Raw genomic sequence first — 21,788 nt, forward strand, 5'->3', positions numbered from 1 at the left:
GCTACATTAAAAGAATCCCCAACAAGAGCTTGGGGGATTCGTATTCATTTTTTTATCCGTAGATGTCGTTTAACATTTTCGCCAATCGAACACCGCCTTTTAGTAACTGGTCGTTAAGGGTATCAACCCAATCAAAATTGTAGCGGTAGCTTAATTTAGCATCTGGTTTGGTGGTATCGTAAATTTTATTGCAAATGCCGTACGATTCGTAAATGCAATCTTTAAGACTAGTGTTTTGCCAGTTATACAGCTGAATTGCTGAAGGGTGATTAATTGCTTTCGCATATTCTGTATAGCTTAACTGCTGATATTCGATAAGCTGTTCATCCCAAACCCTATGGATATTTGATTTTTCATTGAACCATAACACCGAAATGCGGTTACCACCCAAATCATCTTTACGGGCAACATGCATAGGCTGACATAAATCTCCTGCCAGGTGAACCAACATACGCAGGGCTAATTTCTTTTCGGCTGCAGTACTGCTTGTTTTCTTTAAAATGGCAATTAAATCAGGTGTTTTATTGTAAAGATTAGGTGATTTTTCAGTTTCTAAAAAGTTGTAAACGCCTTCTTTGTTCAGTCCTGCCGGAAGATTAACAAAATGCCAGTTGTACATGTAATTGTAGGTAGAGTCTGATTTGATAAAATCGCCCCAGTTGGCACTCATGGCCAAAGTTTCATAACCTAAAATGCTTTGAATAGCCTTGCGTGTTTTAGCTTTTAAGTAACTATCGGCAATTTCGCCAACTACCCTGTGACCAATAGTTCCCCAGGCATTTGCCTGAATTGGTAGATAGGCTAAAAAACCAAAAACTAGCGCAATGGTTAATTTCTTTTTAATTGATGTTAAAATCATTTTATAATTCTTTTTGTATGCAGGTAATTTTTTCTTTGAGGTTTAATATGATTTCGCGTTGGTCACTTAAACTTTCTAACAATAATGTATCTGCAGATTTCTTTTTGATCAGGAAGTTCTTATCGTATCGGCCAATGCGGTAACATCCCGATATTTTTTGTTTATGGTTAGCGTGTGTAAAGGTGGCACCAACAAATAGGGTATCGCCTTTAACTACATAAACGCCTCTGGCATATTCTTTCCAAATGCCATTGTTGTAGCAAGAATCTTCGTAAAAATTTACTTTGCTGTGGGTAACCATGTCAATATAAACAGAATCGCAGGTAAATTTGAAATGGTGCTGTGTGTAGTTGCTCAGTTTATTACTAAAAGCGACGGAATCTTCATTCCAAACGCCTTGCATAAAATCTTCACCTTTGCCCTGTATATTAGGCCGCGGACTACAAGCTACATGTAAGATAGATAATGTAAAAAGGATGATGTAGAAATTCTTGAAACCCGGATGCAGCTTGTTCATTATATTATTAATCGATGCTTTTAGGAAACTGATCGTGTGTTACAGTATTCTTTTTAATGGTATTGATAATCAGGATTAAAAAGCCGGCTGCAAAACAAAGACTGGCTATAAAGCTAATGATGCCAATTAAGGTATAATACTTAGAAACACCAATATAAGCCAAATGTCTATCTCCTAATAAAAAAGGCATTAAAACACTATAAAATAAGCTTGTCAGTAAACCGATTCCTGAACCAATGGTCATTAAAATAGCCTCAACAGCAGATTTTTTTGATAAAAAATAACAGCAGGTGCCAAATATGATAACTGGAGGAATGATGGATACTAAGCTGAGCAATGTAGAGAGTACTGAATTCATTTTACCTATGTTTTAATTAACCGTATTTTAAAGTCGGAGCGTCATGCTGAACTCGTTTCAGCATCTTTAAGTACTGAAAAGATCCTGAAATAAATTCAGGATGACGACCGTTTATGTAATTAGCTTATTTCAAACTGCCAACCATGTCTTCCGGGCGAACCCATTCATCAAACTGTTCGTTGGTTAACAAGCCCAATTCTACAGCTGCAGCTTTTAAAGTTTTATTTTCTTTATGTGCCTTCTTTGCAATTTTAGCTGCGTTTTCGTAACCCACATGCGGATTTAAAGCCGTAACCAACATTAAAGAATTTTGCAAATGTTTCTCAATTTCTGGCAAGTTAGCGGTAATTCCTTCCGCACATTTATCGGTGAAAGAAACGCAGGCATCGCCAATTAAGCGGGCCGACTGTAATACATTAGCCGCAATAAGCGGTTTAAACACATTAAGCTCAAAATGGCCGCTCATCCCGCCCACTGAAACGGCAACATCGTTACCGATTACCTGTGCACAAACCATAGTTAAAGCTTCTGGTTGCGTAGGGTTAACTTTACCCGGCATAATTGAAGATCCTGGTTCGTTATCAGGAATTACAATTTCGCCAATACCACAACGAGGGCCAGAACTTAACATTCTTACATCGTTAGCTACTTTCATTAAAGCAACTGCAGTACGTTTTAAAGCGCCAGAAAGCTCTACCATTGCATCATGCGCTGCCAGGGCTTCAAATTTATTTGGAGCCGTAACAAAAGGTAAACCTGTTAAATTGGCAATTTTTTTAGCCACTAAAACATCATATCCTTTTGGTGTATTTAAGCCGGTACCAACGGCAGTACCACCTAAAGCCAGCTCGGCAACCATAACCAAAGCATTTTTAATGGCCCTGATACTGTTATCGATCTGTTGTACATAACCCGAAAATTCCTGACCTAAAGTTAGTGGCGTAGCATCCATAAAGTGTGTACGCCCGGTTTTAACGATTGTACTGAATTCTTCAACTTTTTTGGCTAAAGTATTTCTTAATTTTTCTAAACCTGGAATGGTGTTTTCTACCGTAAGTTTATAGGCTGCAATGTGCATTGCAGTTGGGTAGGTATCGTTTGATGACTGTGATTTATTTACATCATCGTTAGGGTGAAGTACTTTTTTATCGTCAGCTAGTGAACCGCCGTTAATTACATGAGCACGGTTTGCAATCACCTCGTTACCATTCATATTACTTTGTGTACCCGAACCGGTTTGCCAGATTACCAAAGGGAATTGATCATCTAAGTGTCCAGCAATAATTTCATCACAAGCTTTAGCAATTAAATCGGCTTTTTCTGCTGATAATACACCAAGTTCGGTATTGGCAAGCGCAGCTGCTTTTTTCAGGTATCCAAAAGCGTGGATAATTTCTTTTGGCATTGAACCTTCTGGCCCGATTTTGAAGTTATTGCGTGAGCGTTCGGTTTGTGCACCCCAGTATTTGTCGGCTGGTACCTGCACCTCGCCCATGGTATCGTGTTCTATTCTGAAACTCATTATATTTTTGATTTTTGTTGTCGCAAATTTAGGTTTTTTGCCTTTTAAAGCGTTGGATTTATGTAAGATATTTAATGGATAACAAAATATATCGCCGAAATGTCGGTATTCCTTTTATTCTTCACCATTAATGTACAAACTTTTATCCTGGCTAGCCGCTTCTACCAATGAAATCATATTCATACCTTTACCGCAAATATGCAGGGATTAGTTATTAAATCTACAGGGAGCTGGTATAGTGTTTTGGCCGATAATGGCGAACGCTATGATTGCCGGATTGTAGGGAAATTCAGGATTAAAGGACTTAAAACCACCAACCCGATTGCGGTTGGCGACAGGGTGAAATTTGATCTGGAACGGGATAGCAACCAGGGTTTGATACACGAAATGCTGCCACGTAAAAACTACATCATCCGCAAATCGATCAATCTAAGTAAGCAGGCGCAGATATTGGCTGCAAATTTGGATATGGCCATGTTGGTGGTTACGCTAGCTTCGCCCCGTACATCCCTAGGTTTCATCGATCGTTTTCTGGTTACGGCCGAGGCTTACGATGTACCTGCGGTTTTGGTGTTTAATAAACTCGATCTGTTTAGTAAAGAGGGTTTAGAAATTCTTCAGGAATTTAAAGATATATACGAGAATATTGGCTATGCCTGTTACGAAGTTTCGGCTTTAAAAGGCATTAATATTCCGGTTATTCAGGAATTGATTACCGATAAAATTACACTGATATCTGGTCACTCGGGTGTTGGGAAATCGAGTTTGATTAATGCACTATTGCCCGATCGTGATTTAAGAACGGGGGAGGTTTCGGACTGGAGCGATAAAGGGCAACATACCACTACTTTTGCCGAAATGTTCGAATTACCTCAGGGCGGTTTTATTGTAGATTCTCCCGGAATTAGAGAATTGGGCGTTATTGACATCGAAAAAGAAGAACTGGGGCATTTTTTTAGAGAAATCTTTAAAACCTCGCACAATTGCCGTTTTAACAACTGCAGGCACATTAACGAGCCTGGCTGCGCTGTTTTAGCCGCGGTGAACGAGGGCGAAATTGCAGTTTCGAGGTATGAAAGTTACCTGAGCATTTATCACGGAAACGATACTCGCCACTAATAAAAAAAGCCCGAAATCTTCTGAATTTCGGGCTTTTCAATTTGATATAACTTAGTATCCTGTGTTTTGTTTTAAATTGGTGTTGGCATCAAGCTCGGGCTGTGGCAAGGGTAGCAAAAGCTGATTGTCGGTTACGGTAAAGCCATTGGCCGTTTGCACCACTTGTTTAAGCCTTTTAAGTCTGATCAAATCCCAGCGACGGTGCCCTTCTACACAAAGTTCCCTGGCCCTGTCTTTTACCAAACTATCTACAAAAGCATCGGGGGTTGGCGTATTGCTTAAATCTAAATGATAGGCATTCAATCCAGCACGATCCCTAACTGCGTTTAAACCATTAAATTTATTTGCATCATTCGGGTTAATATTGTTCATCGCTTCCGATTGCATCAATAAAACATCGGCATAACGCAATACGATCCAGTTCATACGCGAGTTGTTAGAGCCCGAAACCCATTGCGGATCGCGGTACTTGTAGATATATGGTGTTACAGTTGCCGTTCCTACTTTGTTCGAGAGGTTCCAGGCTTTCCTTTTATCCGGTCCGAAGTAACCATTGTTAAAGAAATAAGGATTTGCGGTAAAAGAACCCGAGCCACCTAAACCTGCCGGCGAGAACATACGGATGGTGATATTTTGTGTAGTGCTCGAAGCATTATTACCAAACTGTACCGAAAAAATATTTTCAGTTTGTGTAGGGAAATACTTTTTATCCCAGTTAAATACATCGGTATAATCGGTCATTAATTTATAAGTATTGGTGGCAATTACCTTATTGCATTGCGCCAATGCATTTTGGTTGTCGTTTGCATCGGCAAAGCTGGTGCTGGCCCGCTGCAGGTAAACCCTTGCCAGTAAGGCAGAGGCTGCTCCTGAAGAAACCATGCCTTTATTGGCCGATGTAATTTTATCTTCTGTAAAACAATTGATTTCTGCAAACTTTAAATCTGCAATCGCCTGCTCATAGATTTTGCTTGCAGCCGTACGCGAAGGCAATAAATTGGGATCTGCGATACCGGTTATAGGCGCTGTGATCAAAGGAACATCACCAAATGCACGAACGAGATCAAAATAGGCCATCCCACGTAAAAACATTGCATTTCCTACGATGTTGTTCCTTGTAGCAACATCCATATTGATACCCGGTACATTTGCAATCACATCATTCGCCCGGCTGATCAGTTTGTAACTGTTCTGCCACCAATTATTGATTTCGATATTGTTTGCGCCGTAAGTGAACTTGTACATATCGATTCTTTCCTGGTTCTGCGTAAGTAGGGGAACCAGGCAATCGCCCGATAATTCGCCCATAATGTAAACCGTTCTTTGGTAATAAGCCTGTGGTTGAAGCTGGCTTAAAGCACCATTTATTGCCGTTTGGGCATCCGTTGCATTTTGATAAAAATTGGTGTTGGTTAAAATACTATATGGTTTTTCTTCCAATTCTTTTTTGCAGGATAACAGTGCTAAACTCATCAAAGCACCAAATAAATATATCTTTTTCATGTTGTTTTGCTAATTGATTAGAAACCTAGTTTTATACCGAATGAATATGTCCTGATGTTTGGATACGGATTATAATCTGTACCCAAAGAGGTATAATTACCTGGCGAATTTGAATAAGAATTCACTTCAGGATCGTAACCCGAATATTTGGTAATGGTAATCAGGTTTTGCCCCGTTACATATATGCTGGCTGTTTTAAAAACCGGCGTAAGTTTAGATAAAGGCAGATCGTAAGTTAAGGTAATCGTTTTAAACCTTAAATAGCTTCCACTTTCAAGCAAATCGCTTGTTGGCCCTAAACTACGGCGTAAAGTACTGCCCACACTTGGTAAAGTATTGCTGGTGCCCGGTCCATTCCAACTATCGGTTAATACATAGGCAAGTTTATTGTCGGCAATAGTTCCATTTTCACCTTCAATTTTGTTTTCGTTCATAATCTGGTTTCCATAAACGCCCTGTAGCAATAAGAATAAATTAAAACGTCCGACAGTTAAATTACTGTTAAAACCATAACTGAATTTAGGAACAGCCTGCCCGATAATCGTTCTGTCTGAACCATTTATTACGTGGTCGCCATTTAAATCTTTGTATTTAGGATCGCCCGGTTTAAGTGCATTGGTAAGTCCGCTGGCCGTAATCTCTGCCTGGGTCTGCCAGATCCCATCGAACACGTAACCATAAAATGAACCAATCGGACTTCCTGCCTTTAATATACCCGCAGTTTGTCCTCCCGGATATAAACTAGAACTCACATTTCCTGTTAACTGGAAAGGAATATTTCCAATGTCGAGTACTTTGTTGATGTTCCTCGAGAAGTTAAAATTAGTTGTCCACTTTATTTTATCGTTATCGATATTGATTGTGTTTAATGAAAACTCGAAACCTTTATTCTGGATGTTATTCCCGCTTAAATTAACCAGTGCAGTAGAAAAACCTGTTGTTGATGGGATCGTTCTGAAAAACAACAGTTGCGAGGTTTTTTTATCATAGTAATCAGCAGTAAAAGTGATTCTGTTTTTAAGCAGGCCTAAATCCAAACCGATGTTAAATGCTTTAGTTGCTTCCCACTGCAGGTCAGCATTAGGGAAGTTGCCTGGCGATGTACCAACCACACGGTTTCCATTTAGCACATAACTGTTAAAAATGTACTGCTGTAAAGAGTTATATGCACCAATATTAGAGTTACCAGTTTCTCCATAACCTAAACGCAGTTTCAGATCGCTGATGGTACGGATATCTTTCATGAAATTTTCGTTTGATATACGCCATGCACCTGCGATAGAGGGAAAAGTACCCCATTTGGTGTTTTCACCCAGTACCGAAGAACCATCCCTACGGAAAGAGGCTGTTAATAAATAGCGATCTAACAAACTATAATTAACACGTGCTATAAAAGATGCCAGGGCAGTTTTATTTGCACTCGAAGCTGAAGAAAGGCTGGAGCCTACCGATAGGTTTTCTGTTCCTAAATTATTCGTGGTTAACTGTTGTGCTGTGGCCGTGCTGCTGTTAAACTTAAATTCCTGATAGGTAAAACCTGCAACCGCATTAATAGAATGGATTTTATTGATTACCGTATTATAACTCAGTGTATTTTCATTTAACCAGTTATAATTGATAGGGTTGATAATTTGGGCAAAGCCTCCTGTTTGTGCACCCAAATAGGTAGTGTTTGGACGGAAAATCTTTTCATTCGTAAATTTATCGTCGGTACCAATACTTGTTTTAAATTTTAAGCCCTTAATAATATCATAATCTGCATAGGCATTGGCAAAAAGCCTGAGGTTAGTGGCAATATCTGTATTTAAACGGGCTGCTGCAACCGGATTTCCAACAACGGTTGTGTAACCAATCGGTGCGTTTTGAAAAGTGTAAGCACCTGTTGCATCATAAACAGGTACGGTTGGACTGATACGTAATGCATCTAATAATGTACCGCCTGTACTTCCACCAGTAGTATTTACATTGGCCAGGTTTTGCCTGTCAAAAGAGATCTGGGTGTTAATTCCAAAATGGATTTTCTCACTGATGTTATGGGTTAAATTTAACCTTAACGTTCCGCGGGTATAACCCGAGTTAATGATAATTCCATTCTGGTTAAAAAAGTTGCCACTAACCAAAAATTTGGTATCGGTACTGCCACCCGCGATAGATAAATTGGCACTGGTTATCGGTGCGGTCCTAAAAAGTTCGTCCTGCCAGTCAGTCCCTTCGCCTAAACCATCTATCTGGGTTTGTGTAAAAGGTAAAGCTACAGCTGGGGTTACAATAGCAGTCACACTATTAAGATAGGTGGCAAACTGTTGTGCATTCATCATGTCGAGTTTTTTGCCAACCTGCTGTACGCCTGTATAAACCTCTGCATTTACTGTTTTTTTGCCGGCAGAGCCTGATTTTGTGGTAATAATCACCACCCCATTGGCTCCACGGTTTCCGTAAATGGCCGTTGATGATGCATCTTTTAAAATGTCTATCGAGGCAATGTCGTTTGGATTGAGTGCCGTGATATCTGCCCCGGCGAATCCATCAACCACATAAAGTGGGTCGCTGCTAAAGTTGATGGAGTTGGTACCCCTCACACGAACAGAAAATGCTGCACCAGGCTGCGAATTCGTTTGTGTTACCTGTACCCCGCTTACCTGCCCCTGTAACAGTTGGGCTGTTCCAAAAACAGGTGTTTTTTCTACGTTCGTTAAACCTACTGAGCTTACTGCTCCCGTAATGTCTTTCTTTTTGGCCGTTCCGTAGCCGATCACAACAACGTCTGTCAAGTCGTTCGCTGCTTCTTCAAGTGTAATATTAAGGTTTGTACGGTTGTTAACCTCAACCTCCCGGGTTTTATACCCAATGGCCGAAAATATTAGGGTAGCATTTGGTGCTACAGAGATGGAATAGTTTCCATTGCCATCGGTAGAAACCGCGGCTTTAGTGTTTTTAACATTAACGGATACACCAGGCAAAATGCCGTTTTTATCCTTAACATTCCCTTTCACGCTGATATTTTGTGCATAACAGAAACAACATACACACACGGACAGCCCCGTTAATAAAGCTATAAATTTTCTCATTTGGCTAGAATTAAATTTCTAATAAAGTAAAACTATGCATAAATGTTGCATTTAAAGGGAGTTAGGGACGTTTAGAAGCCTAATATCGATTTAAAGCCTATTTCTATCGTTTGAAATTATTTAGATAAACCTGAGGTAATAGCTTGTATTACGGGCTTACCTGCTTTTATATTTGGTTGTTCCATTTAAAATATCGAATGTTGCTGTCGGAAAAACTATTGGGATATGAAATTCAAACTGGGAGATTTTGTGCGTTTTGTTGATGAAAAACGTGAAGGTTATGTAACTAAAATTATCGATAGCCAAACTTTGGGTGTTACCGATGAAGATGGTTTCGAGATACCTGTTGCGGTAAGTAATTTAACTTCTGTACATGGTCATGGTGTGGTAGCCGAAGAGTTAGATGCCCCAAAACCCGTCCAGGTAAATATCCCCAGCATTAACAAAATCGAAAACGGTATTTATTTAGCTGTTGCTACCGATGATAAGGCCGGTAATGTGGTACATTTTCACCTGCAGAACCATTCGCCAAATATTTTACTGGTAAGCTTAACCATCGAGCGTAAAGAAAAATATGCGGGTGCTTTTCATGGGATAATCGAATCTTATGGCGCCACTTTAGTTTATTCTGCTTCCTTGGCTGATCTTGATCTTTGGCCAGAATTTAACTTTCAGGTTTTGGTATTTAGCAAAGCTGATGTGAAACCTATCGATCCTTTGGTAATCCGTAAAAAATTTAGGGCAAAAGATTTTAGCACCGAACAAAAGGAATTGCCTCAATTGAGAAATAAGGGCTGGTTAATCCGCTTGGATGATCTGGTTCCGGTAACCATCGATCCTCAAAAATTAAAAGAAAGTTTTTTCAAATCAACTGAAGAGAAAAAAACAGTAGCAGCTCCTCAAAAAGAAATCGATCTGCACATCGAAAAATTGAGAGATGATCATCATTTTTTGGAAGCTGATGAAATGTTGCAGATACAGATCAATTATTTTCAAACTGCGATGGATGCTGCGGTTGTGCATCATTTCGATAAAATCGTTTTTATCCACGGTTCAGGAAATGGTACCCTACGAGATAAAATCCATAAGCTAATCAGTAAAAACCCACATGTAAAAACATATATGGATGCCAGAAAAGAAAAGTTTGGTTACGGGGCTACAGAAGTGGTTTTTAAATAGTAGGCTTTTGTTTGTGGTGTAAGATGTTACCATCTTGCACTGAATCAAATCTTTTTAGATATGCAATAAGTCAGATGGTAACTGACTTCACAGAGAAGATGTATTTTAAACGAAGATCTTTTCATTCCGCACGTCATTCTGAACTTGTTTCAGAATCTATTAACCTGAGTTCGATTATTAAATCTCATTTTGTGGCGTTTTAATCAAGTTTTCTGTTAAGACGGTCGTCACCCTGAATTTATTTCAGGGTCTTTCACGCTAAAAAGATGCTGAAATAAATTCAGCAGGACGATAAAGCTGGATTAGGCGTGTATAAGATATGATTTTTAGCTAATAATTATCGAACTCAGGTTATTAGTAAATTAAAGATTCTTCACTGCATTCAGAATGACAAAAAAACTAAAATCCAAACTCTAAAACCACCACAATTGCATTATTACTCAATGCTTCTAGTTCCACTTGTTCAATATCCCAGAGCGCTAAACCATCTCTTGCGTGCATCAGGCGGCCTTCAATTTCGAAAGCCCCATCAATAATAAAAGCATAGAACTGATGGTTTGGACTTTGCATTTTATAAACTGCTTCTTCTCTGCCAGTAAAGATGCCTGCGCTTAATTTAAAAGGCAATTTGGGGTTAGCAATAATTTCGAGCAGCTGGTTCTTGTTTTTCTCAAAATCGAAACCGAAAAGCATTTCACTTGCCCGCATTAAAAACATATCAGTTTTAATCCCAAACTGTATGTAGTTAATCACATTGTTTTGATAGGGATTGCTGATTTCCAATACTTCACCCTTACCCATATTCAACACCTGTACTTGCCCGGTTTCCAAAGCAAATTCTTTTCCATTGGCAATAATATCAATTCCACCAGTAATGGGTATAAATATCTGGAGCGAATCTTCCTTGCATAGAAAAAACGTAACCTTTCCGCCAACTATCGATTCATCATTACATAAAAATAAGTTGCCGAAAGGTGTTCTGTCTTCACTATAATATTTCTCAAAATTAAAGGTGCTGAATCTTCTTAGTGCCGAAGTTTCTGTTAAGCCCCGCTCATCGGCTAAAAATATTTTTCCAGGTGTGAGTTCCATCGTTAACCAGTGTTTTTTTTCTCGACTTGGCATAAAATTAAAAAAGACGCTAAGAAATCCTAACGTCTTTATGAAAATAAAACAGTTATTAGGGCTTACTAAGCTTTTACGTTCAATTTAAATGTGAGTTCGAAACCTGTTGAAAACAAAAGCAAAAAAAGTTGAGAAATTGAGGTACGCTTTTTGCGATGATGTAATTTCTTTTTATAAAAGATTAAAACTAGCTTTGCCACTATTAATGAAACACCTGGTTACCATATCGCTTGTATTTTTTAGCTTAACACATTTGGCGAAAGCCGAACGTGTTGAAGGGCTAAGGATATTAAACGAATATTGTAATGAGCATAATATCAGCGTTAATTCGACGGGTAAAGAGTCGGTTCAACTTAATGAAGACCGTAACCCTTATCTGTTATCGTACACGAAGCTAGCTTTAATCGGGACCCAAGCCCCGTTAAAAGTTGCAAAATATGTAAGCGTAAATCAGGTAATTGCCGATTTAACAATCAGAAAAAAACCGAAGAACAACAGTCCCTAGTTTTCTTCTCTACAAGATTTTTTGAGAGGTTTTTAGCCTCATTCATACCAACAACTGCCAAACTGACTTAAGAAAGACAATGGCTTGGTTGTTGTAACACACCATTTTTTAATAATAAATACGATTTAAAATATTATAATGTTAGGATTTTTAGCGAAGGTTTTCGGAAGTAAATCAGAAAGAGATATAAAGGCTATTCAGCCATTGGTTGTTAAAATTAACGAACACTACAGTAAACTATCTGCGCTTAGCAACGATGAGTTACGTGGTAAAACCACAGCATTTAAAGAAAAGATTTCGGCCTTTTTAACCGAAATTGATGAGAAAATTTCAGCACTAAAAGCTGATGCAGAGAGCGAAGATTTAGATCTTCACCAAAAAACAGCGATTTATGATCAGGTTGATGCCTTAGGTAAAGAGCGCGATACAGAATTGGAGAAAGTACTTTTGGAAATCCTTCCGGAAGCTTTTGCTGTAATTAAAGAAACTTCTCATCGTTTAAGTGAAAACGATTATTTAGAGGTTACCGCAACACAGTTCGATAGAGATTATGCTGCAAGAAAAAACAATGTTAAAATTGTTGGCGATAAGGCACAATGGGCGAATAGGTGGGATGCTGCAGGAACCGAAGTAGTTTGGAATATGGTGCATTACGATGTACAGCTAATTGGTGGTATTGTATTACACAGCGGTAAAATTGCCGAGATGGCTACTGGTGAGGGTAAAACCCTGGTAAGTACATTGCCGGCTTATTTAAATGCATTGGCAGGACAAGGTGTTCATATTGTTACCGTGAATGATTACTTGGCCCGTCGTGATAGTGAGTGGAATGGCCCATTATTCGAATTCCATGGTTTAAGTGTAGATTGTATTGATAAACATGAGCCAAACTCTGAGGAAAGAAGAAAAGCTTATGCCGCAGATATTACCTACGGAACCAATAATGAATTCGGTTTTGATTACCTGCGTGACAATATGTCGCAGACACCTGACCAATTGGTGCAGCGCAAGCAGCATTTTGCAATGGTGGATGAGGTCGATTCAGTTTTAATTGATGATGCCCGTACCCCTTTAATTATCTCAGGTCCGATTCCACGTGGCGATGAACATGAATTTTATGAATTAAAACCACGTATCGAACGTTTGGTTAACGCACAAAAAGCTTATGTGACCCAGGCATTAAACGAAGCGAAGAAATTAATCAACGCAGGCAACAGCGGAACCGAAGAAGGTGAAGGTGGTTTAGCCTTATTACGTGCATACCGTGGTTTGCCAAAAAATAAAGCTTTAATTAAGTTTTTAAGTGAAAGCGGTGTCCGTGGTTTGTTGTTGAAAACCGAAAACCACTATATGGCAGATCAATCTAAGAATATGCCTAAAGTAGATTCTGAATTGTATTTCTATATCGATGAGAAAAATAACCAGGTTGAATTAACTGAAAAAGGTATCGAACTGATTACCCAGTCAGGTGAAGATCCCCATTTCTTTGTATTGCCTGATGTAGGTACTGAAGTAGCAGATTTAGAGAAATCTGACATGCCTTTAGAAGAAAAGGTTGTTCAAAAAGATGCCTTAATGCGCGATTATTCTGTTAAAGCAGAACGTATCCATTCGGTTAACCAATTATTAAAAGCATATACTTTATTCGAAATTGATGTGGAGTACATCATCGATGAAGGAAAGATTAAAATTGTTGATGAGCAAACAGGTCGTATTATGGATGGCCGTCGTTACTCTGATGGTTTACACCAGGCAATTGAGGCTAAAGAGAATGTAAAAGTTGAGGATGCTACCCAAACGTATGCAACCGTAACCTTGCAAAATTATTTCCGTATGTACCACAAACTTTGTGGTATGACGGGTACTGCAACAACGGAAGCTGGTGAGTTTTGGTCGATCTATAAATTAGATGTGGTAGAAATTCCAACCAACAGAAACATCTCCAGAAAAGATGAGCAGGATTACGTTTACCGTACTGTTCGTGAAAAATACAACGCTGTTGCTTCAGAAATTCAGTTTCTTGTTTTCCCGTATTCTCACTATGAAACAGAATATGAATTGGATAAAGAAGGAAATCCAAAACAAAAAGATGGCAAACCGGTAATCAAATACGATCCAACAGGTAGAGCGGTGCCTAAGCTTGATGCTAAAGGTGCATTAATCCCTGCGGTTAATCCTGAAACAGGGCAACTAGAGCCGCAAGCTGGTCGCCCGGTATTGGTGGGTACAACATCTGTAGAGATTTCTGAGTTGTTAAGCCGTATGCTTAAACTCCGCGGAATTAAACACAATGTATTAAACGCGAAAATGCACCAGAAAGAGGCCGATATTGTTGCCGAAGCTGGTCAGGCAGGAACTGTAACCATTGCAACCAACATGGCTGGTCGTGGTACCGATATTAAATTGGGCGCAGGTGTTAAAGAAGCTGGTGGTTTAGCCATTGTAGGTACCGAGCGTCACGAGTCTCGTCGTGTAGATAGGCAGTTACGTGGTCGTGCAGGTCGTCAGGGCGATCCGGGTTCATCTCAGTTCTTCGTTTCATTAGAAGATAACTTAATGCGTTTATTTGGTTCAGAGCGTATTTCTGGTATCATGGTGCGCATGGGTATCGAAGATGGTGAAGTGATCCAACACTCTATGATTACCAAATCTATCGAACGTGCACAGAAAAAAGTAGAAGAAAACAACTTTGGTATCCGTAAACGTTTATTGGAGTACGATGATGTGATGAACTCGCAACGTACCGTAATTTATGCTAAACGTAAAAATGCTTTATTTGGCGAGCGTTTAGATGTAGATATGAATAATATGGTTTTCGATGTTGCTGAAGATATCGTAAGCGAATATAAGCAAGAAGGAAATTACGATGGTTTTAAACTGGAAGTAATTAAAAACTTCTCTTTAGATACGGCCATTACCGAAAAAGAATTTACTTCAACCAGCATCCCTCAGTTAACTGAAAGGTTATTCGACGAAGCTGAAGCATTTTACACGCGTAAATCGGAAGCCATTATCCAACAATCATTACCAGTTTTAACCCAGGTTTATCAGGAACGTGGCGAGCATATCGAACAGATTGTGGTTCCGTTTACTGATGGTATCCGTGGTATTCAGGTAGCGGTTGATTTGAAAAAAGCTATCGATAATAAAGGAAAAGAAGTAGTTCGTTCATTCGAAAAAACGATTGTTCTTGCCCTAATCGATGATAGCTGGAAAGAGCATTTACGCGAAATGGATGATTTGAAGCAATCTGTACAAAATGCAGTTTACGAACAAAAAGATCCATTGGTGATTTATAAAATGGAAGCTTTCAACCTATTTAAAAACATGCTTAATGCGGTAAATAAAGAAGTAGTAAGTTTCTTATATAAAGGCGGTATTCCGGTTCAGCAAGAGCCAGATCAGGTTAGAGCAGCACCAGCTCCGGTAAAACAACCGAAGTTGCAAACTACTAAACAAGAATTTGGTAGAGAAGAACCAGGTATCGAATTTGGCGATACGCGTGAGCCCGTTCCACAACAGCCAATCCGTAAGGAAGCAACCGTTGGCAGAAACGAACCTTGCCCATGCGGTAGCGGTAAAAAATTCAAAAATTGCCACGGCGCTAATTTATAATCAAGATATATAATGCTTTACCAAGCCCCAAACATTTGTTGGGGCTTTTTTTATTATGTCATCACATAGATTGATCGTCATTTCGACTGAAGCATGCCGATTTTTCTTCGGCAGCGGAATGGAGAAATCTTTGAACTAAAATTAGCCGATTTTTTTATTTTAATTTTAGTATTTTTGAGTATGAGAACAATAACCTTAGATATTTTAAACGAAAAGGCGCTAAGTCTTTTAAAGGACCTGGAGCTTCTCAAAGTTATTCGCTTGAGAAAGGATTCTGTTACATCGAATGTAACAGATAACGATTTAATCTCAAAATATAAAGGTTCGATGCAAAAACAGCCAATTTCTGATGTTGACGATCAATTAAACAGTATTCGTAACGAGTGGGAGTAGACTATCTTTGGGATACGAATACAGTTATTTATTTCCTTCAGCGGCAATTTACGCCAAGTGCCGAAAAATTTATTGATAGTATTATATCAACCTCTCAGCCTGCCATTTCAGCCATCACAGAAATTGAACTTCTTTGTTGGAAATCGGCTAACGATAATGATTTATTAACACTTAGAAACTTTATTAAAGATTCTTATGTGTATGAACTTGATCAAGGTATAAAAGATCAAACTGCAGAAATACGCAAACATTACAATCTCAAATTGCCGGATGCGATAATTGCAGCAACTGCTATCGTAAATAAACTTACCCTTATTACACGGAATACTAAAGACTTCGATAGGCTTTCTAGATTAAAGGTTTTCAATCCCTACGACCAGTAAGAATTTCTACCCAAATAATAACTATTTGTTTAACCCATAAAGAATGCCGATTTTTGCAACGATTTCGGCATTCTTGTTGTTAAGAAGAAATGAGATGATATTTTATTCATCTGCTCACTAAATGCCAAGGTCTTTTACACATGAAAACAATATTAACTTTTATAGGCTGTTTGTTCCTTTTTACCACTGCTTTTGCACAAAAAGGAGAGGTTACGGTTATAAAAGATCCCTTAATTGATAGTTTAATTGCCAAACGTTTAGAAGTTTATAAAACTTCTGGAGAGGTAAAACCGGGCAAACCCATTGTTTCCGCCTATGGTTACCGCGTACAGATTTTCTATGGGTCAGACCGGCGCGAGGTTTTTAACGAACAGGCAAGGTTTAAAGGACTTTATCCTAAATATAATACCTACCTCGTTTATAAAGAACCTAACTATTATGTTCGAGTGGGCGATTTTAGAACACGCTTAGAAGCGCAGCGCCTCATAAACGAACTCAGACCAAACTTCCCGACACTGTTTATTTTTAGGGAAAAAATTAATGCACCAAGTTTAGATACCACAACAAGTAATGATCAAAAATAAAATCCAAGAACTAGCCGCGAACATTTTTAACGATGTAGTGGGCTATCGTCAACATATCCATGCCAATCCTGAATTATCTTTCAAAGAATTCGAAACCTCATTGTTCATCAAGGATAAATTAAAAAAATGGGGGATTGAATATACCGACTGTGCCGATACGGGTGTGGTAGGTTTAATTAAGGGTAACCAGCCATCTGATAAAGTAATTGCTTTACGTGCCGATATGGATGCATTGCCTATTCATGAAGCAAACGACAAACCTTACCGTTCTAAAAACCATGGTGTAATGCATGCCTGCGGACACGATGTTCACACTTCGTCACTTTTAGGAACAGCTCATATCCTAAACCAAATGAAAGATGAATTCGGTGGAACTATCAAATTGATCTTCCAACCCGCAGAGGAGTTATTGCCAGGCGGAGCGAGCATCATGATTAAAGAAGGTGTATTGGAGAATCCAAAACCTGATTATATTGTTGGTCAGCATGTAATGCCGTTAATTGATGTCGGTAAAGTAGGTTTCCGTTCAGGTATTTACATGGCCTCAACAGATGAATTATATGTTACTGTAACTGGGAAAGGTGGTCATGGCGCGCAGCCTCACCAAAATATCGATCCGGTTTTAATTGCATCGCATATCATTATTGCTTTGCAACAGATTGTTAGTCGCAATGCCGATCCACGTACACCGTCGGTTTTATCTTTTGGTAAGGTAAATGCCAATGGCGCAACCAACATTATCCCGAATGAGGTAAAAATCGAGGGTACGTTTAGAACCTTAGATGAAAACTGGAGAGATGAAGCGCACAAACGCATGAAAAAAATGGCTGAAGGAATTGCCGAAAGTATGGGTGGAAGCTGTGATTTTGATATCCATAGAGGTTATCCATTTTTAATTAACGAAGAAAAATTAACAGCAAATGCAAAGGCTTTTGCCGAAGAATTTTTAGGGAAAGACAATGTGGTTGATTTAGATATCTGGATGGCTGCTGAAGATTTTTCTTTCTACTCGCAGGTAACAGATGCCTGTTTTTATCGTTTAGGTACTGGGAATGCGGCAAAAGACACACAATATTCGGTACATACACCAAGATTTGATATTGATGAAGATGCCTTGAAAATATCAACAGGATTAATGGCCTATATTGCTTTAAAACAATTAGGGAATTAATGATAAGGTGGAGGATGTAAGATGGACGGAATTAATCTTTCTCCCGTTTTACATCTTTCATGATACATTATCCATTTTACCTTTTACATCTACCTTCCATGAAAAAAGTATTTTTGTTATTATTGTTAACGTCGCTCTTTTACACAGGTTTCGCTCAGGAAATCAACCGCTTTAATCCTGATACAATTAAAACCATTACGCTCGATTCTGCAGTAAATATCAAGGCCGAAAAATTGAATGTAGAGACCTTTATCAGAAAGGTGATGTACGATACTTCTTTTTATCAGTCATTTAGGGATATGAAACGTTATTCTTTCATTGCCGAAAACAGGATTTACAGTTACGATAAAAAGAATAAGGTTGATGGAAAAATTTACCGTAAAATAAGACATAACAATAGCGGTCCTTATAAAATGGAGTATCTGATAAAACAGGATACCGGGAAAATTTATAAGAAAAATGGCAAATACCAACTTTATACCGTAGAGATGTTCGATTACATTTTTATGAATGCCTATAACACCGATTTTGTACCCAATGCACCCAAGTCTGACGGAAAGGGCGGAACAAATGAAAGTTATAAAGACAAACTCAAAACATTAATCTTTAATCCTGGCCGTCCGGTAAAAGTTCCTTTTATTGGCAGTAAAACCGAAATATTTTCAGCCAATATGCGCCAGTATTATGATTATGGTTTCACCAGCGGTACCTATCTTGATTCTATTCCGGTTTATCGTTTTAAGGTTTCAGTTAAACCCGATTTAAGCAGCTGGACAAAAGATGGCATCATGATCAAGGAACTAGTTACCATTTTCGATAAAAGAAATTTCAATATTCTTGGGCGTTATGTAGATATGAAATACAGCAACATGCTGTTCGATTTTGATGTGCAGATGAATATAGAAATGGGCTATTTCGGAGACGATAAATTACCAACCAAAATTACCTACCAGGGCAACTGGGATTATCCTTTCAAAAAGGAAGAACGGGCTAGTTTTTTAATCGTACACAAAGATTATAAACTCGAAAAAGGGAAATAAGGATTGATTGAATTTCTAATACGCGTTTTAAGGTGCCTTATATCTGGAGAGTCGTCACCCTAAATTCATTTCAGGGTCTATTTTGCATGAAAGATGCTGAAATAAATTCAGCATGACGATCGCGTTGGGGTGAGGGGATGAAAATTAATCATTGAGAATAAATATTAATCGAACTCAGGTTATTATCTTTAAACGATTATTTAAACCGATAAACATGCAATTCTTTTCTTCATTGAAATTTAAAATATCATTAGCTTTATCATTGTTTTTGGGTATTCATGTGCATGCACAGGTGCTCACTTCAAAACAGATCGATAGTGTTGTAGAAAAAACACTCACCACCTTTAATGTTCCCGGAATCGCAGTTTCTGTAATTAAAGACGGTAAAATAATCCATTTAAAAGGTTATGGGGTAAGTTCCATCAAAACCAATAAAAAGGTTGATGAGAGTACCCTTTTCGGTGTGGCATCAAATACAAAAGCATTCACGGCTGCTGCATTGGGTATGTTGGTTGATGAAAAGAAAATTACATGGGATACTAAAGTTACCGATGTAATTCCGGAGTTTAAAATGTACGATGCCTACGTAACCAGCGAATTTACCATCCGCGATCTGCTTACACACCGCAGTGGTTTAGGTTTAGGGGCTGGCGATTTAATGATCTGGCCAGATTCGTCAACCGTTGATAAAAAGCAATTGATCCATAACCTGCGCTATTTAAAGCCCGTTTCCTCTTTCCGTACCAAATACGATTACGATAACCTGATGTATATTGTTGCTGGCGATGTGGTAGCAAGGGTTTCAGGAATCACTTATGAAGATTTTATTGAAAGCAGGATCATTAAACCATTGGGCATGACTAGAACGGCAGCTTCGTGGTATCGCTTAAAAGACAAATCGAATGTAATTGATGGCCATGCCCCTTACGAAGGTAAACTGCTTCCTGTAGGACTAAGCTTCGGAGAGATTGCAAATGCCGCCGGTGGAATTTATTCGAACGTTACCGATATGAGCAAATGGGTAATGGCCATGATCAATGGCGGCAAATATGGCGAAACTCTTGACAAGAAATTATTCAGTCCTGCTGTGGCAAGAGAACTATGGACGCCTCAAACCATTATTGCAGGTGGCAATCCAGCTGCTTTTAGTAGTTATGGATTAGGTTGGTTTTTGAGTAATGTAAATGGCAATTTTCAGGCAACACACACAGGCGGTTTGTCAGGGATTGTAACACAGGTAACGATTATTCCAGAGATGAAATTGGGTATTATTGTATTAACCAATCAGCAATCTGGTGCTGCTTTTAATTCGATCACCAATTCGATTAAAGATGGTTATCTTGGTATTAAAGGACAGGACAGGATTAAAACCTATAACGATAACAGGCTCAGAAACGAAAAACAGGCTGACGAGATGGTAAGCAAAGTTTGGAACGATATTGCGGCTCAGCAAAAACTGTCGGTCGCAAAGCCAGATGTTAAACATTATTATGGCATTTTTCATGATGCCTGGTTTGGCGATGTAACCATTAGTGAGGTGAACGGCAAGATGCATTTTCAGGCTAAAAACGCTCCAAAATTGAAAGGCGATATGACTTACTACAAAGGAAATACTTTTATTGTGAAATGGTATGATAGAAGTTTAGATGCCGATGCTTTTGTTAATTTTAGTTTAGATAACAATGCTTTGGCCGATGGTTTTAAAATAGAAGCGATTTCGCCGCTAACCGATTTTAGTTTCGATTTCCAGGACCTGGATTTTAAAAAGACCGATAAAAAATAACCTAACCAATTATACAATGAAAACATTATTTAAAACGAGTATTTTACTAAGCTTTTGCTTAATTGCATTAACATCAATGACATTTAAACCAAAACGGATTATCTTTTTCGGCGACTCGATTACCCAACAGGGTGTTTCTAAAAACGGATATGTAACCCTGATCAAAAAATCGCTTGATTCTACTAAATATGATGTAATTGGGGCCGGAATTGGCGGCAACAAGGTTTACGATTTATACCTGCGTTTAGAAGATGATGTGCTGAACAAGAAACCCGATTTAGTGGTGATTTATGTCGGTATTAATGATGTTTGGCACAAACAATCTTCTCATACCGGAACCGATTATGACAAATATTTAAAGTTTTATCAGGCGCTGATCAATAAAATTCAGGGTGTAGGTAGCAAAGTGGTATTGGTTACTCCATCAGTTGTTGGTGAGAAAAAAGATGGTACGAATGAGCTAGATGCCGATTTGAATAAATATGCTGAAGGGATTAGAACATTAGCTGCAAAAAATAATCTTCCTGTATGCGATTTAAGGAAAACTTTTGCAGAGTACGAGGCAAAAAATAATCCAGAGGATAAAGAAAAAGGCATTTTAACTGTTGATAGAGTGCATCTAAATGAAACAGGTAATAAATTGGTTGCCGATCAGTTATTGCCTTTAGTAAAATAGAAAAATATTCGTCATTGCGAACCGAAGAAGGGGATTGTGCGATGGAGTGAAGCAATCTTTCCAGTTTAACAGATCAAAATAATAATGGAAAGAGGAGGGACAGTTTACATTATTACTAATTTTACTCATACTACATTATATGTCGGAGTTACTTCAGATTTAATGTTTAGGATAAAAGAGCATAGAGATAAGGAATATCCGAAATCTTTTTCGGCTAAATATAACATGGACAAACTTGTTTATTTTTGTTCTTATGATTCGATAGAGGAAGCAATTGCTGAAGAAAAGAGAATTAAGGGTGGAAGCCGTAAAAAAAAGATAAAATTAATAGAATCCATGAATCCTGAATGGAAGGATTTATGGGAGATAGTGAAAGAATGGTAAATAT

The 21,788-nt window shown here is 38.5% G+C and carries 19 protein-coding genes; 12 read left to right on the plus strand and 7 right to left on the minus strand.

The window, feature by feature from the left end:
• Positions 1 to 52: 52 nt before the first annotated feature.
• The 4 genes from AW17_RS07500 to fumC form a co-directional block, all read right to left on the minus strand.
• Complete coding sequence (locus tag AW17_RS07500) at positions 53 to 859, minus strand: S1/P1 nuclease (protein ID WP_029275508.1); 807 nt, start codon at positions 857 to 859, stop codon at positions 53 to 55.
• A gap of 1 nt (position 860) precedes the next feature.
• The gene (locus tag AW17_RS07505; protein WP_029275509.1) at positions 861 to 1,376 is read right to left on the minus strand and encodes a hypothetical protein; all 516 of its coding nucleotides are present in this window, start codon (positions 1,374 to 1,376) and stop codon (positions 861 to 863) included.
• A gap of 7 nt (positions 1,377 to 1,383) precedes the next feature.
• Positions 1,384 to 1,734, minus strand: coding sequence for a hypothetical protein (locus AW17_RS07510; RefSeq protein WP_029275510.1), 351 nt, complete (start codon positions 1,732 to 1,734; stop codon positions 1,384 to 1,386).
• A 124-nt stretch (positions 1,735 to 1,858) separates the two neighbouring features.
• Positions 1,859 to 3,256: a class II fumarate hydratase gene (gene fumC / locus AW17_RS07515; protein WP_029275511.1), complete on the minus strand. Its 1,398-nt coding sequence runs from the start codon at positions 3,254 to 3,256 to the stop codon at positions 1,859 to 1,861.
• 198 nt (positions 3,257 to 3,454) lie between these two features.
• Here fumC and rsgA point away from each other — a divergent pair, with 198 nt between their 5' ends.
• The gene (gene rsgA / locus AW17_RS07520; RefSeq protein WP_029275512.1) at positions 3,455 to 4,375 is read left to right on the plus strand and encodes a ribosome small subunit-dependent GTPase A; all 921 of its coding nucleotides are present in this window, start codon (positions 3,455 to 3,457) and stop codon (positions 4,373 to 4,375) included.
• A gap of 51 nt (positions 4,376 to 4,426) precedes the next feature.
• On the opposite strand, the gene AW17_RS07525 is transcribed toward rsgA, so the two are convergent.
• Both AW17_RS07525 and AW17_RS07530 read right to left on the minus strand, forming a co-directional pair.
• Positions 4,427 to 5,878 (minus strand): RagB/SusD family nutrient uptake outer membrane protein, encoded by a 1,452-nt coding sequence (locus AW17_RS07525; RefSeq protein WP_029275513.1) that lies wholly within the window; start codon positions 5,876 to 5,878, stop codon positions 4,427 to 4,429.
• 17 nt (positions 5,879 to 5,895) lie between these two features.
• The gene (locus AW17_RS07530; RefSeq protein WP_051691683.1) at positions 5,896 to 8,946 is read right to left on the minus strand and encodes a SusC/RagA family TonB-linked outer membrane protein; all 3,051 of its coding nucleotides are present in this window, start codon (positions 8,944 to 8,946) and stop codon (positions 5,896 to 5,898) included.
• A gap of 225 nt (positions 8,947 to 9,171) precedes the next feature.
• On the opposite strand from AW17_RS07530, the gene AW17_RS07535 reads away from it, so the two are divergent.
• Positions 9,172 to 10,125 carry a Smr/MutS family protein gene (locus AW17_RS07535; RefSeq protein ID WP_029275515.1) on the plus strand — a complete coding sequence of 318 codons (954 nt, stop codon included), beginning with the start codon at positions 9,172 to 9,174 and terminating at the stop codon, positions 10,123 to 10,125.
• Positions 10,126 to 10,524: 399 nt separating this feature from the next.
• Here the strand turns inward: AW17_RS07535 and AW17_RS07540 are convergent, their stop codons facing one another.
• Complete coding sequence (locus tag AW17_RS07540) at positions 10,525 to 11,250, minus strand: pirin family protein (RefSeq protein ID WP_157280238.1); 726 nt, start codon at positions 11,248 to 11,250, stop codon at positions 10,525 to 10,527.
• A gap of 106 nt (positions 11,251 to 11,356) precedes the next feature.
• Here AW17_RS07540 and AW17_RS07545 point away from each other — a divergent pair, with 106 nt between their 5' ends.
• From AW17_RS07545 to AW17_RS07590, 10 genes are all read left to right on the plus strand, one after another.
• Positions 11,357 to 11,755, plus strand: a complete 399-nt coding sequence (locus AW17_RS07545) for a hypothetical protein (RefSeq protein WP_029275517.1) — start codon at positions 11,357 to 11,359, stop codon at positions 11,753 to 11,755.
• Positions 11,756 to 11,893: 138 nt separating this feature from the next.
• Positions 11,894 to 15,370 carry a preprotein translocase subunit SecA gene (locus AW17_RS07550; RefSeq protein ID WP_029275518.1) on the plus strand — a complete coding sequence of 1,159 codons (3,477 nt, stop codon included), beginning with the start codon at positions 11,894 to 11,896 and terminating at the stop codon, positions 15,368 to 15,370.
• Positions 15,371 to 15,550: 180 nt separating this feature from the next.
• Positions 15,551 to 15,763, plus strand: a complete 213-nt coding sequence (locus tag AW17_RS07555) for a hypothetical protein (RefSeq protein WP_157280239.1) — start codon at positions 15,551 to 15,553, stop codon at positions 15,761 to 15,763.
• A complete protein-coding gene (locus AW17_RS07560; RefSeq protein ID WP_029275520.1) occupies positions 15,754 to 16,146 on the plus strand; it encodes a type II toxin-antitoxin system VapC family toxin in 393 nt (130 codons plus the stop codon). Before AW17_RS07555 ends, AW17_RS07560 begins: the two co-directional genes overlap by 10 nt.
• Positions 16,147 to 16,286: 140 nt before the next feature.
• A complete protein-coding gene (locus AW17_RS07565; protein ID WP_051691684.1) occupies positions 16,287 to 16,730 on the plus strand; it encodes an SPOR domain-containing protein in 444 nt (147 codons plus the stop codon).
• Positions 16,717 to 17,901, plus strand: coding sequence for a M20 metallopeptidase family protein (locus AW17_RS07570; RefSeq protein ID WP_029275522.1), 1,185 nt, complete (start codon positions 16,717 to 16,719; stop codon positions 17,899 to 17,901). The genes AW17_RS07565 and AW17_RS07570 overlap by 14 nt, the downstream gene beginning before the upstream one ends.
• Positions 17,902 to 17,999: 98 nt before the next feature.
• Positions 18,000 to 18,941 carry a hypothetical protein gene (locus AW17_RS07575; protein WP_029275523.1) on the plus strand — a complete coding sequence of 314 codons (942 nt, stop codon included), beginning with the start codon at positions 18,000 to 18,002 and terminating at the stop codon, positions 18,939 to 18,941.
• A 214-nt stretch (positions 18,942 to 19,155) separates the two neighbouring features.
• Positions 19,156 to 20,724, plus strand: coding sequence for a serine hydrolase (locus AW17_RS07580; protein ID WP_029275524.1), 1,569 nt, complete (start codon positions 19,156 to 19,158; stop codon positions 20,722 to 20,724).
• A gap of 16 nt (positions 20,725 to 20,740) precedes the next feature.
• Positions 20,741 to 21,400, plus strand: a complete 660-nt coding sequence (locus tag AW17_RS07585; RefSeq protein ID WP_029275525.1) for an SGNH/GDSL hydrolase family protein — start codon at positions 20,741 to 20,743, stop codon at positions 21,398 to 21,400.
• Between the two features lie 84 nt (positions 21,401 to 21,484).
• On the plus strand, positions 21,485 to 21,784 hold the full coding sequence (locus AW17_RS07590) for a GIY-YIG nuclease family protein (RefSeq protein ID WP_029275526.1): 300 nt from the start codon (positions 21,485 to 21,487) through the stop codon (positions 21,782 to 21,784).
• Positions 21,785 to 21,788: the final 4 nt, after the last annotated feature.

Origin of the sequence: Pedobacter borealis DSM 19626, from assembly GCF_000708285.2 — a bacterium.
Taxonomy (GTDB): Bacteria; Bacteroidota; Bacteroidia; order Sphingobacteriales; family Sphingobacteriaceae; genus Pedobacter; species Pedobacter borealis.